The organism is Treponema sp. (assembly GCF_017430385.1).
Classification (GTDB): Bacteria; Spirochaetota; Spirochaetia; order Treponematales; family Treponemataceae; genus Treponema_D.
The window spans coordinates 41,030-53,539 of sequence record NZ_JAFRNB010000185.1 but is presented as its reverse complement, the minus strand read 5'-3'; the positions used below and the strand labels follow the sequence as shown (position 1 = coordinate 53,539).

The window sequence follows — 12,510 nt, the reverse complement described above, 5'->3', positions numbered from 1 at the left end:
TTCGCTTCGCGACCGGCTCCCTACCGTAGCAAAGAAATTTCCCTTCTTCGCCACCATCTTTCCGTAAAAAGCATGGGCGTTTCGATATTTGCCGTCTGGCCGATGTATGGCGTCATCACGGTGATTTCTTCTTTTTCTGCAGCGAGCAAAAAACGCTCCACCGGGTCATCCCAGCCGTGCCGTGAAAGAATAATCGCACCCCAATGAATCGGCATCGCAATTTTTGCTCCAAGAATTCTTGCGGCTTCAACAGACTGCTCCGGGAATGAATGGACCCGCGGCCACTGAACATCGTACTGGCCACATTCCATCATCGCAAAGTCAAAATCTCCGTACTTATCGTGGATTTTCTGCCAGTGAGAGCCAAAACCAGAGTCACCGCTTTCAAAAATCTGATAAAATTCATCTTTTAAAACCCAGCTGCACCAAAGAGTCGCCATGTTGTCTGTCAAATGCCTGCCAGAAAAATGCTGGGCCGGAGTGCAGGCAATCATCAAACCGTCAACGTCAGTTTCTTCCCACCAGGCCATATTCGTGATTTTCGAAGATTTTACGCCCCACCGCTCCAAATGGTTTTCCACACCAAGCGGAACGATATATTTTTTTACCTTTTTGTCGATTTCGCGGATAACATCGTAGTCCAAATGGTCATAATGGTCGTGAGTCTGAAGAAGAATATCGATTTCTGGCAAGTCAGCGACAGAAACAGGCGGCTTTGAAAATCTCCTGCTCCCCACGAACGAAACCGGCGAAATCATTTCTGAAAAAACCGGATCAATCAGAATGTTCAGCCCATGCATCTGCAAAAGAAGACTGGAATGCCCGAACCATGTGACTCGGAATTTTTCTGGCGAAAGACGGTTATTTTTATCTTCCTGATTCATAAAATCGGGTATTTTTACAGGAAAGTCAAAATCAGGCCGTGGATTTTTCTTTGAAAAAGTGAGCGGGTCCGGAGCAGGATTTTTCTGCATCGACAGAGTTGGAAATTCCTCAATATTATGGAACTTCTTTCCGTCAAAATTTTCCGCCCGCTCTGCATAATTCTTGCGGTCAGTTTTGCCCGCCTTTCCGCCAAAGGGCTTCCATGTCTTCAAAAAAACGAAGGCAAAAAGCGAGACAACTGCAATAATTCCGGCAATCACAAGCCCGACAACCGCAAGAAAATGAAGAAACTTACGCATCAAGTGCTTTAAACTCTTCCTCTTTGGCGTAGACGTTGAGTGCATCAAGCATTTCGTCCATATTACCCATCATAAAGCCCGGCAAATTGTGGAGCGAAAGGTTGATTCTGTGGTCAGTTACGCGGTCCTGCGGATAGTTGTAAGTGCGGATTTTTTCTGAGCGGTCGCCGTTTCCAACCATGCTTCGGCGTGCAGAAGAACGCTCGGCATCAAGCTTGCTCTGCTCAAAATCGAACAGGCGCGCACGCAAAACTTCCCATGCCTTTTCTTTATTCTTAATCTGAGATTTCTGGTCCTGCTGGATAACGACGATTCCCGTTGGAATATGTGTGAGTCGGACAGCAGAGTCAGTCGTGTTGACACACTGGCCGCCTGGTCCACCCGCACGCATTACATCTACGCGGACATCGCCCGGATTGATTTTAATATCTGCTTCTTCGGCTTCCGGCAAAACTGCAACCGTGACAGTTGAAGTCTGCAAGCGTCCCTGGCTTTCTGTAGCCGGAACTCGCTGAACACGGTGAACGCCAGATTCCCAGCGAAGGGTTCCGTAAACGAATTTTCCTGTAATCTGAGTGACGATTTTGTTAAATCCGCCAACTTCTGTTTCCTGAGCCTCGACATTCTCGTACTTCCAGCCTTTGCGCTCGCACAAGTGAATGTACATTTCCCACATGTCGCGCACGAACAAACTAGCCTCGTCACCGCCCGCAGCAGAACGAATCTCAAGGATAATGTTCTTTTCATCAAGAGGATCAGGCGGAATGAGCTTAAGCTTAATCTGCTCTTCAAGCTGAGGAACCTTTTCTTCAAGTTCTTTAAGCTCCTCGCGGGCCATCTCCTTCATTTCGGCATCGTCCTCAGCCGTAATCATCATTTTGGCATCTTCAATGCCCTGCAAGCATTTTCGGTATTCGTTTCCGACTTCGAGAACATCCGTTAGATGACCATGTTCACGCATAACATCTTTGTATTTCTTCTGGTCTTTTACCAAATCCGGATCCTGAACAAGCTCGTTCACCTCAACATAACGAGCATCCAATTCTGTAAGTTTCTTCAATAAATCCATAGTGTTTCATTCTATCAAATTTCGCAAACCTTGACAAATGACCGAAGTAAGAATAAACTAATGTTTGTTAGTTTTTGGAACTTTCGATTCCGAAAATTGGGTGGGGAAATGGCAAAATCAGAAAAAGTTACTCGCGAGAAGATTATTCTCGCATTTTTGGATTCCTGCTTTGTGAAAAACGCAGGCGGAACTTCACTTTCAGATGTTGCGGAAAGGCTCGGAATCAAAAAAGCCTCTCTTTACAATCACTACGAAAGCCGTGACGCAATGGTCGAAGACTGCATCAGATGGTGCGGCGACTATTACCGAAAGACATATTTTATCCCAACAGACATTGAATCAATATCACAGCGTTACCCTTCTGAAAATGTAATGAAGGCAATCGTAAACCGCTGGTTCAAAATGAGCGAAAAAGAGCCTCTGGTACAAATTTATTCCTTTATTGAAAGCGAAAAATACATCTCAACTGCGGCGGCAAAAATCGCCCAGGAAACACGCGACAAGCTCGTAAATCAGACTAAAACTGCTCTCCGCTGCCTCGCAAAAGCCGGAAAAATCATCGACCTGGAAGAAAACGACCTCGAATCCCTTTCAAAAATGTTCGCATCAATCACCGTTGCCAACCTCGACGAATACATCATCAAAAAGAAGATTGAAATCCGCTCAAATCCAGAAAGTGGCGAAGGCTCTTTATTCGACGCGCCAAACGAAACTGATTACAGCGAAATCGACAATCTGGTCACAACATTCTGCTCAATGCTCAAATAAAAAAAATAAAGGGGAAAGTCTTCCCCTCGCTACAACCGCTTCGCGTTTTCCGCTACCCCTTCTCCTAAGGGGCAAGCCCCTTAAGATCCCCCGAACCACTATCGTAAATCCGGAGTGCTTCGAACTCAAAAATCCATCCGTGGATTTTTGAGTTCGTACGAGAATTTTCTGTGAAAATTCTCTCTACCTCTCGCTCGCTCCATGCTCGCAACAAATAGTCTATCTAAGATCTGGAGTGCATATGCGGTCGGGCAAGCCCGCCGCGTACGCAAGGAACCTATTATAAACCACCGTATTTACTAACGTAAATCCGGTGTGCGTATGAGGCGACCAAGCCGCCTCGTCCTGCAAGGAAGTTATTGAACTTCTCCCGCCCTGCTATCGCAGGTCAGGAGTGCGGATCCAGTCCTGGTCGGTGTATGTTCGGTTTTCGCCGCCCATGCTCCAGATGAAAGTGTAGTTGCTTGTGCCGCAGCCTGAGTGGATGCTCCAGCTTGGGTTGATTACGGCTTCGTTGTTGTGCATTACGATGTGGCGTGTCTGATTTGGCTCGCCCATGAAATGGAATACAATCTGATCTTCCGGGAAATCAAAATAGAAGTAAACTTCCATACGGCGTTCGTGTGTATGAGCCGGCATTGTGTTCCATACTGAACCAGTCTCCAAGTGTGTCATTCCCATTGAAAGCTGACATGTGTCCAAAATTGACGGGTGAATGTACTGGTTGATTGTTCGGTCGTTTGATTCTGCAGCACTTCCCATGTGAACATGGTTTGCCTGCTCATAAGTGATGATTCGGCTTGGGTAAGTGCAGTGAGCCGGAGTTGAGTTCATGTAGAATTTTGCAGGTTTTGAAGCATCTTTTGAAGCCAGTGTGACTTCTTTTGTGCCAGCACCGAGATAAAGCGCATCGTAGTGTTTTACCTCATAAGTTTTTCCATCCGCAACGACAAGACCGTCACCACCGATGTTAATCATACCAAGCTCGCGACGCTGCAAGAAGAAATCAACGCCGAAGTCTTTCATTGCATCGATGTTTTTGTCGAGCTTAACTGTCTCGTCAACAGGCATACAGCCCAAAGTTACGATTCGGTCGATGTGGCTGTAAACTGCAGTAACATCATTTTTGATGAAAATGTTCTCGATGAGAAATTCATCGCGAATTTCTTCAGTAGTCATTCTTTTGAACGGCTCTTTACCTGTTGAGTAACGAATGTCCATGATTTTCTCCTGTGTGCCTACCGGAACTAGCCCGATAACCTAGTCTTTTTTTGAGTCTGAATCTTCAGAATCCGAAGAGAAAGCCTGTTTTACGCCTTTTCCAAAAGATTTTGCGGCGGAACCAATTTCCTTTCCGACACCTTTCGCAGCCTTACCGACTTCCTTGCCAGCAGTGCCGACGGCTTTTCCAGCTTCCTTGAATCCTTCTTTTATATTTTCTGACTCTGATTCTGACTCTTTTTCAGAAGATTTTGTTGCCTTTTTTTTGTCTGATTCCGATTTCTCAACTTTCTGCTCTTTCTTTTGTTCCTCTTTATTTGAAGAATCTGACTTGCCTGATGCTGCGAGCGGAACTACCGCAAACAGGAAGAGCACTGCGACGAGTGCCGAAAGAATTTTTGTTGATTTCATTTTTGACTCCTAACTATTTGTTTTAAGATGATTTATAGAAATTGTAGCGAAATTTTCAATTTTTAGCAAATTTGGTATTGCTTAGAAAAAACCGACTTCTTTTTGATTTTATTGACTTTCTTCAAAAAACGGATTGACTAAAATCCCTTGTGGAATTATGATTTTGAAAATTACAAAAAAACGCTATAGGTAGTGTCATTTTAGCCAATAATTAAGGTGACAGACACTACACAGAAATTCGAATTTGTCAAGCATTTTTTTTAAAATATTATTTAATGTCTGGAGGGGCATCGGCATGAAAATTATCAAACGCAACGGTGAAGAAGTCGTATTTGACATCCACAAAATCATTACGGCCATTTCAAAAGCGAACAATGAAGTTCCACCGTCGGAGCAGCTTGCAGGTACAACAATCAACAGCATTGCGGAGAACATCGAAAAGCAGTGCGCCGCTGAGAATCACGAAATGAATGTCGAAGCCATTCAGGACTTGGTAGAAAAGGCCATCATGAAGGCCGGTGCATTCGACATCGCAAAAAAATACATCACATATCGCTACCAGCACCAGCTCATGCGTCGTGCCAATTCTACGGACTCGCAGATTCTTTCTCTTCTCGAATGCAACAATGAGGAAGTCAAACAAGAAAACTCAAACAAAAACTCAACAGTCGTTTCAGTTCAGCGCGACTACATGGCCGGCGAAGTATCAAAAGACATCACAAAACGATTCCTTCTCGACGAGGACATCGTAAAGGCTCACGATGAAGGTCTCATCCACTTCCACGATGCCGACTATTTCGCACAGCACATGCACAACTGTGATTTGGTCAACCTTGAGGACATGCTCCAGAACGGCACAGTCATCTCAGGCACAAAAATCGACACACCACATTCATTCTCAACAGCCTGCAACATCGCAACTCAGATTATCGCACAGGTCGCTTCTTCTCAGTACGGTGGTCAGTCAATCTCTCTCGCACACCTGGCTCCGTTCGTAGAAGTAAGCCGCAAAAAGTTCCAGCGCGAGACAATGCGCGTTGAGGAGCAGACAGGCTTAAAATTCACCGACGAACAGTTCAACAAAATCGTCGAAATGCGAATCCGTGACGAAATCACCCGTGGCGTTCAGACAATTCAGTATCAGGTCGTCACTCTCATGACAACAAACGGCCAGTCTCCGTTCATCACAGTCTTCATGTATCTCAACGAAGCAAAGAACGAGCAGGAAAAGGCCGACCTCGCCATGATTATCGAAGAAATGCTCAAACAGCGTTATCAGGGCGTTAAAAACGAAAAGGGCTTCTGGGTCACACCGGCATTCCCAAAACTCATTTATGTCCTCGAACCGGACAACATCGAGCCAGGCGCAAAATATTACCCACTCACAGAGCTTGCCGCAAAATGTACGGCTCGCCGCTTGGTTCCGGATTACATTTCCGAAAAGAAAATGCTCGAACTCAAAGTCGATGCAAACGGCAAGGGAAACTGCTACCCATGCATGGGCTGCCGCTCATTCCTTACACCATATCTCGACGAGCATGGCAAACCAAAATATTATGGCCGCTTCAATCAGGGTGTAGTCACAATCAACCTTGTAGACGTAGCCTGCTCTTCAAACGGAGATTACAAGTCATTCTGGGAAATTTTCGATGAGCGACTTGAACTTTGCCACAAAGCACTCATGCGCCGACACCAGCGATTGCTCGGCACCCCAAGCGATGTCGCTCCAATCCTCTGGCAGCACGGTGCCCTTGCCCGCCTCGAAAAAGGTGAAACAATCGACAAACTGCTTTTCGGCGGTTACTCAACAATTTCTTTGGGTTACGCAGGATTGTGTGAATGTGTACGCTACATGACAGGCAAACCACATACAGACCCAAGCGCAACGCCATTCGCAATCGAAATCATGAAGCACCTCAACGAAAAATGTGCCGAGTGGAAAGCAGCGTCAAACATCGCATTCTCACTCTACGGCACTCCGCTTGAATCAACTACATATAAGTTCGCAAAATGCCTCAAAAAGCGATTCGGTGAAATTCCGGGCGTTACGGACAAAAACTACATCACGAACAGCTATCATGTTCATGTCACAGAGAAGATGGACGCATTCACAAAGCTCAGCTTTGAAAGCCAGTTCCAGGAGCTTTCTCCGGGCGGTGCCGTAAGCTATGTTGAAGTTCCAAACATGGAAAACAACATTCCGGCCGTCATGACACTTCTCAAGCATATCTATGACAACATCATGTATGCCGAACTCAACACCAAGAGTGACTGCTGCCAGAAATGCGGTTACACAGGTGAAATCAAAATCGTAACCGACAGCGACAACAAGCTCGTATGGCAGTGCCCGAACTGCGGCAACAAAGATCAGGCCACAATGAATGTAGCCCGCCGAACATGCGGATACATCGGCACCCAGTACTGGAACCAGGGCCGCACTCAGGAAATCAAAGAGCGAGTCTTGCACTTGTAAAAATTCCCATGGCTAAATAGGGCGGCAATGCTGTCCTTAGCCGGAAAATGACAATATCATGACACACTTGTATTGCCTGGCTCGACCAGGCAATCTTTTTCTAAAAAAAATATGAACTACGGAATAATTAAAAAAATCGATATCGCTGACGGCTTGGGCGTTCGCGTCTCACTGTTCGTCTCAGGTTGCCGAGTCCACTGCAAGGGCTGCCACAATCAGATTACATGGGATTTTAACTTCGGAAATCCTTTCACCAAAGAGACCGAAGATGAAATCATCGAAGCACTCAAGCCAGCTCATATTGCCGGGCTAACAGTGCTTGGCGGAGAGCCGTTTGAAGAAGAAAATCAGGAAGTCCTCGCACCGTTTTTGGAAAGGGTCAAAAAAGAGCTTCCGAACAAAAATATCTGGTGTTTCACAGGCTATCTCTACGACAAAGATTTGCTCCCTGCTGACGGTCGCAAGCACACGCCTTTCACAAACCGAATGTTGGCCTGCATAAATGTTCTGATTGACGGTCCGTTCATCGAAAAAGAGCGCGACCTGACGCTAAACTTCCGCGGAAGCCGCAACCAGCGAATCATCGACCTAGAACACAATTGCCTGATGAAGCTATAATTTATGCGCCGCATGGAGGCGGCACAAAGAAAATAAATCCGCAAGTTTTTGCTTGTCAAAAACTTGTCACGACATGGATGTCGACAATTGCCTGTTGAAGCTCTGATGCCCGCATGGGGACGGCTCGGAATGACAGTTGAAATTTTTATTTCAATGCTATAATATAAAAATACTTATTGGGGGCGTAGCTCATCTGGTAGAGCATTTGGTTCGCAATCAAAGGGTGGTCGGTTCGAGTCCGATCGTCTCCAACAGCTTCCGTCAAGCACGGAAGTTTTTTATTTTAAAAGCAACTTTCCCTTTTACTTGCTAAAAATCAATATCAGCTTTAAAATAAGGGAATTATATTTTTATCGAGGAATTTATGGCAATTTCACTTCGCGAAAAATATGCAGACATGCTCAAACAAATCGCAAATCTTTCGGTTGCAGCTGCAAAAATTGACGAAACAAATGTTTATCAAAAGGAAAATCCGCAGACACGCAAATTCATGGATGCTCTTGTCGCAGAAAACATGGCTGAAGGAAGCCGTCTTGAGGGCAAAGAAAATTTCCGCGCTTTTTTGGACGCGGTTAAAAACGGAAAGCACGGTCTTATTCTCATGGAGCACTATTCCAACACTGACCTTCCGGCACTCTGCTACCTTTTGGAGCACGATTTAGGCGAAGACGGCAAAGACCTTTCAAAACGAATCGTCGCAATTGCCGGAATGAAGCTCAACGAAGCAAACCCGCTTGTCCGTGCCTTTGCAGAAAGTTTCACAAGGGTTGTAATTTACCCTACCCGCTCTCTCACAAAAGCTGAGGAAAAGGCAAAATCTGAAGAAGAAAAAATTGAAGAAGAAAAACGCGCCCGCACAATCAATCTCGCAGCAATGCGCGCAATGGATAAATGCAAGCGTGACGGCGAAGTTATTCTTGTATTCCCAAGCGGCACACGCTACCGCCCTGGTCACCCGGAGACAAAACGAGGTTTGCGCGAAATTGACTCATACTTGCGAATGTTCGATGTAATGATTTTGGTAACAATCAACGGAAGCGCGCTCACAATCGACATGAACAACCCGGATGATATGCTCGCAGACTTGGTTGCACCGGATGTTCAGATTTTCACTGCAAGCCCGGTAATTGACTGCAAACAGTTCCGCAAGGATTATCTCGCAACTCTCCCAGAGAGCGAGCCGGATCCAAAGCAGAAAGTCATCGACCATATCATGGAAATTTTTGACGAGCAGCACGATAAAATCGAAAAGCTGCGCTAAGAATCAATCTTTTTCAAAATCTTAATGAGGCCGTTCTTATCTACCAAATCGATAGGGCGGCCTTCTGCGTATTTGCGGCCTTCCTCACTGAACAAGCCCGCCGTAATGCACACGCCCTTGTCGGCCTTTGCTTCCGTAACACGAGAATGGAACTCGCGGACATACAAATCAGCAACCGCACCTGTAGTCCTATAGAATCTGAAAATATGGGTCTCTTCCGAACGGATAAATTCAACGCTGACCAAAATCTCGATGTTTTCAGGCTTGACCGAAATATCAACGATTTTTGTGACAGCCTTCTGATAAAACTTCAAGACGATTTTTCGGCAGAGCGCAACATAATCGCTCGAACCGGCCATAAGATAAGTCTGCAAATTCTGGTTCTGGTTAAGCTCGGAATAGCGTGCAAGAAGCTGCGGAACATCCTTGTACTGAGGATTTATGGCCTGAATAGCCTGCAAACATTCTATGCCCTTGCCGATTGTTTTCTGAGCAAAATAAGCCAATGCAAGACGATAGCGGGTCTCAATCGCAATTTCTGGAGCCGCATTCTGATGCTTGAGGCCAATCTCAAAATCCTGAATGGCCTTGTCAGCCTCACCAAGCTTCAGATGGTACATACCGGCCGCAAGACAAGCCTTTGCACCAAATTCTGGATCAGGACGAAGATGCATAAAGACCTTCATAGCCTTTTCACCGTAGCCGCTTTCGTTCATGCCATCGGCCATCGCAAAAAGAGCCTCTTTGTTCTCAGGATTTTCATCCAAAGCGCGTTTGAGATACGGAAGACTTTCCTTGTAATGCTTTGCTTTATAAAGAGAAAGACCGAGAGGTGATGCTATGCCCGTCGCCTCAGGTTTTACTGTGACAACTCTTTTAAATCTCGGCACGGCCTTTTCAAACTCGTTGTTTTTATAAAAAGCCAGGCCAAGATAATAGTTTACTTCAAAATCATTCGGATTAATCTGAACAGCTGCGCTCAGTCCTTTGAATGCCTCGGGAATTTTTTCAAGTTTTACTGCACAAATTCCCTGCCTCAAAGCCGCCCGAAAAATATCAATTTCTTTGTGAGCTGGAGCCACGCTCATCTGAGTCTCATAAATCGGATAAGCCTTATCCCATGCTCGTTCGTTGTAATATAAATCGCCCAAAGCCATGAGAGCATCCGGGTTGTGAGGATCCTGAGCAAGTTTTCGAGTAGATTCCTTCAAAATTTGGGCGCGAGACTTCTGCTTCCCCTTTTTACCAGACTTTTTTCGGGTCGCGAATGAGAGAACAATCGCAGCAAAAGCCGTAATAATAACAACAGCAATTAAAGTACTCATATCTTCTTTAATTATCGGCAGAAAAAGCGGAAAACTGAAAGTGGAAAATGGAAAATTAAAGGGGGAAGTCTCCCCCTCGCTCCAAAGCAGAGCTTTTCCGCTACCCTCTCTACAGGGGCTTTGCCCCCGTACCCCTAAGCTCCTCAACGAACTCTGCGAACAAGAAATCCATCCGTGGATTTCTTGATTCGTACGAGAATTTTCTTTACAGAAAATTCTCTCTTTGCTTTTATCCCGCATCCATGCGGGAGTTCTATTTCCTTAATTCTTCGACAAACTCAGCGATTCTGTCGAGAGCAGTCTTCATTTTGTCGATTGCGGTGGCATAACAGCAGCGGATATGGCCTTCGCCGCCCAAGCCGAAGACGCTACCAGGAACGACAGCGACATTGTGCTTCTGGAAAAGCTGGGTGGCAAATTCTTCGCTGGAAATACCGAGATTTTTGATGCTCGGGAACATGTAGAACGCACCCGTCGGCTCAGGAACTTCAAGCCCCATGTCACAGAAAGCCTTGTACATGAGATTTCGTCGCTGCTGATAGCTGACTCTCATTTTTTCGACATCCTTCCAGCCGTGGCGCAAACCTTCGACAGCCGCGTACTGGCTGAAAATCGGAGCACAGATTGTGTTGTAGCCGTGAAGTTTTACAATCTGAGCAAGAACTTCTGCAGGGGCCGCGATGTAGCCGATTCGCCATCCTGTCATTGCGAAAGATTTTGAGAAGCCGTTGAGGATGATTGTGTAGTCCTTCATGTCCGGGAAAGAGCCTACAGAAACATGCTCAGCCCCATCATAAGCAAGCTCGCAGTAAATTTCATCGGAAATACACCAGATTTGATTTTTAACGACGACTTTTGCGATTTTTTCAAGCTCAGCTTTTGGAATCATCGTGCCCGTTGGATTGTTCGGAGAGCACATCATCACGCACTTAGTTTTTGGAGTGATTGCCTTTTCAATCTGTTCGGCTGTGGGGTAAAAACCGTTTACGCTCGTGTCGATTGGAACGACTTTTGCGCCCGTAAGCTCAGCAAGCGGAGTGTAGTTTACATAGCAAGGCTGAACGACAATAATCTCGTCACCAGGGTTCAAGATTGCACGAAGAACGGCATCAACGCCCTCACTCGCACCAACCGTAATCAAAATTTCATTCTTTGGGTTGTAGTAAAGGTTGTATCGCTCCATGTATTTGGCGATTTCTTCACGAAGTTCAATCAAGCCCCAGTTTGAAGTGTAGGAAGTGTGTCCCTTTTCAAGATGATAGTAAGCTTCCTCGCGGATAACCCACGGAGTCGGGAAATCCGGCTCACCAACCGAAAGCGAAATTACATCGTCATGACCAATCAGCATCTCAAAAAACTTACGGATGCCCGACGGCGGAATATTCTGCATTGATTTTGATAATCTATCTTCTCGAGTGTTCAATTTTATATATCTCCAATTAGCGGCATGGACGCCGCGTCATTATACAGCAAAATTCATCTGCGAGTTTTCGCTTGGAAAACTCGTCAGAAACAAAAAATACATGGATGTATTTTTTGTTTCAAGCCATCACTCCTTCACGGCGGTCGCTTTCGTCCTCTACATAGAGAACGTCGTTTTCTTTGTATGTTTTGAGCAGGAAGTGGGTCTTTGTTGAGCGAACTCCTTCCAAAGTTGAAAGCTTTTGAGCCACAAAAAGAGCCACTTCACGCAAATCATCGCCTTCAATCACGACCTTCAAATCATAGCCGCCGCTCATAAGGTAAAGCGACTTGACCTGCGGGAAGCGGTAGATTCGCTCGGCAAGAGCATCAAAACCGTGCTCACGCTCAGGCTGGCACTGGATTTCAATTTCAGCACGAACCTTGTCCTTTGTATTAATATCTTTTTCCGGGTTAACGATGGCGGCGTATTTTAAGATAATTCCTTCGTCTTCAAGACTTTTGATGATAGCCTTTACCTCATCGGCGGATTTTTTTGTCATCGCCGAAATGTCTTCAACGGCCAGACGCGCATTCTCACGCAGCAAATCCAAAATTTCTTCTTTACCGTCCATACTTTTACCTCTGATATGTTGACTTATGGAAACTTCGAAAAACTGAGCTTTTCAGGAATTCCCATATTTTATTTTAATTTATTGTTCTTTATTTGAAAAGTATATCATTAGAAAGGAGAATAAAAACAGTCCTGTATAATCAAA

11 protein-coding genes and 1 tRNA gene are annotated in these 12,510 nt (G+C 45.5%); 5 read left to right on the top strand and 7 right to left on the bottom strand.

Annotated elements, in window-relative coordinates:
• Positions 1 to 20: 20 nt before the first annotated feature.
• Positions 21 to 1,184: an MBL fold metallo-hydrolase gene (locus IJJ71_RS14595; protein WP_296848055.1), complete on the bottom strand. Its 1,164-nt coding sequence runs from the start codon at positions 1,182 to 1,184 to the stop codon at positions 21 to 23.
• Positions 1,177 to 2,253 (bottom strand): peptide chain release factor 1, encoded by a 1,077-nt coding sequence (gene prfA, locus IJJ71_RS14590; protein WP_296848053.1) that lies wholly within the window; start codon positions 2,251 to 2,253, stop codon positions 1,177 to 1,179. The genes IJJ71_RS14595 and prfA overlap by 8 nt, the downstream gene beginning before the upstream one ends.
• Before the next feature lie 108 nt (positions 2,254 to 2,361).
• Here prfA and IJJ71_RS14585 point away from each other — a divergent pair, with 108 nt between their 5' ends.
• Entirely contained in the window at positions 2,362 to 3,021 is a 660-nt protein-coding gene (locus tag IJJ71_RS14585; protein WP_296848051.1) for a TetR/AcrR family transcriptional regulator, read from the top strand.
• 378 nt (positions 3,022 to 3,399) lie between these two features.
• On the opposite strand, the gene kduI is transcribed toward IJJ71_RS14585, so the two are convergent.
• Both kduI and IJJ71_RS14575 read right to left on the bottom strand, forming a co-directional pair.
• Entirely contained in the window at positions 3,400 to 4,242 is an 843-nt protein-coding gene (gene kduI, locus IJJ71_RS14580) for a 5-dehydro-4-deoxy-D-glucuronate isomerase (RefSeq protein ID WP_296848049.1), read from the bottom strand.
• A 39-nt stretch (positions 4,243 to 4,281) separates the two neighbouring features.
• Entirely contained in the window at positions 4,282 to 4,653 is a 372-nt protein-coding gene (locus IJJ71_RS14575; RefSeq protein WP_296848048.1) for a hypothetical protein, read from the bottom strand.
• Between the two features lie 295 nt (positions 4,654 to 4,948).
• On the opposite strand from IJJ71_RS14575, the gene nrdD reads away from it, so the two are divergent.
• From nrdD to IJJ71_RS14555, 4 genes are all read left to right on the top strand, one after another.
• Entirely contained in the window at positions 4,949 to 7,126 is a 2,178-nt protein-coding gene (gene nrdD / locus IJJ71_RS14570; protein WP_296848046.1) for an anaerobic ribonucleoside-triphosphate reductase, read from the top strand.
• 111 nt (positions 7,127 to 7,237) lie between these two features.
• Positions 7,238 to 7,744, top strand: coding sequence for an anaerobic ribonucleoside-triphosphate reductase activating protein (gene nrdG / locus IJJ71_RS14565; RefSeq protein WP_296848044.1), 507 nt, complete (start codon positions 7,238 to 7,240; stop codon positions 7,742 to 7,744).
• A gap of 178 nt (positions 7,745 to 7,922) precedes the next feature.
• Positions 7,923 to 7,995, top strand: a tRNA-Ala gene (locus IJJ71_RS14560).
• A 113-nt stretch (positions 7,996 to 8,108) separates the two neighbouring features.
• Positions 8,109 to 9,005, top strand: coding sequence for a 1-acyl-sn-glycerol-3-phosphate acyltransferase (locus IJJ71_RS14555; RefSeq protein ID WP_296848042.1), 897 nt, complete (start codon positions 8,109 to 8,111; stop codon positions 9,003 to 9,005).
• Here the strand turns inward: IJJ71_RS14555 and IJJ71_RS14550 are convergent.
• The 3 genes from IJJ71_RS14550 to IJJ71_RS14540 all read right to left on the bottom strand — a co-directional run bounded on the left by IJJ71_RS14550 (position 9,002) and on the right by IJJ71_RS14540 (position 12,366).
• Positions 9,002 to 10,330 carry a tetratricopeptide repeat protein gene (locus tag IJJ71_RS14550; RefSeq protein ID WP_296848039.1) on the bottom strand — a complete coding sequence of 443 codons (1,329 nt, stop codon included), beginning with the start codon at positions 10,328 to 10,330 and terminating at the stop codon, positions 9,002 to 9,004. The genes IJJ71_RS14555 and IJJ71_RS14550 overlap by 4 nt on opposite strands.
• Before the next feature lie 253 nt (positions 10,331 to 10,583).
• Entirely contained in the window at positions 10,584 to 11,753 is a 1,170-nt protein-coding gene (locus IJJ71_RS14545; protein WP_296848037.1) for a pyridoxal phosphate-dependent aminotransferase, read from the bottom strand.
• Between the two features lie 118 nt (positions 11,754 to 11,871).
• A complete protein-coding gene (locus tag IJJ71_RS14540; RefSeq protein ID WP_296323760.1) occupies positions 11,872 to 12,366 on the bottom strand; it encodes an Lrp/AsnC family transcriptional regulator in 495 nt (164 codons plus the stop codon).
• Positions 12,367 to 12,510: the final 144 nt, after the last annotated feature.

What these genes read in the sequence shown, in the direction of transcription:
- IJJ71_RS14595 (WP_296848055.1), bottom strand. Translation starts at nt 1,184, where the DNA reads ATGCGTAAGTTTCTTCATTTTCTTGCGGTTGTCGGGCTTGTGATTGCC.
- prfA (WP_296848053.1), bottom strand. Translation starts at nt 2,253, where the DNA reads ATGGATTTATTGAAGAAACTTACAGAATTGGATGCTCGTTATGTTGAG.
- IJJ71_RS14585 (WP_296848051.1), top strand. Translation starts at nt 2,362, where the DNA reads ATGGCAAAATCAGAAAAAGTTACTCGCGAGAAGATTATTCTCGCATTT.
- kduI (WP_296848049.1), bottom strand. Translation starts at nt 4,242, where the DNA reads ATGGACATTCGTTACTCAACAGGTAAAGAGCCGTTCAAAAGAATGACT.
- IJJ71_RS14575 (WP_296848048.1), bottom strand. Translation starts at nt 4,653, where the DNA reads ATGAAATCAACAAAAATTCTTTCGGCACTCGTCGCAGTGCTCTTCCTG.
- nrdD (WP_296848046.1), top strand. Translation starts at nt 4,949, where the DNA reads ATGAAAATTATCAAACGCAACGGTGAAGAAGTCGTATTTGACATCCAC.
- nrdG (WP_296848044.1), top strand. Translation starts at nt 7,238, where the DNA reads ATGAACTACGGAATAATTAAAAAAATCGATATCGCTGACGGCTTGGGC.
- IJJ71_RS14555 (WP_296848042.1), top strand. Translation starts at nt 8,109, where the DNA reads ATGGCAATTTCACTTCGCGAAAAATATGCAGACATGCTCAAACAAATC.
- IJJ71_RS14550 (WP_296848039.1), bottom strand. Translation starts at nt 10,330, where the DNA reads ATGAGTACTTTAATTGCTGTTGTTATTATTACGGCTTTTGCTGCGATT.
- IJJ71_RS14540 (WP_296323760.1), bottom strand. Translation starts at nt 12,366, where the DNA reads ATGGACGGTAAAGAAGAAATTTTGGATTTGCTGCGTGAGAATGCGCGT.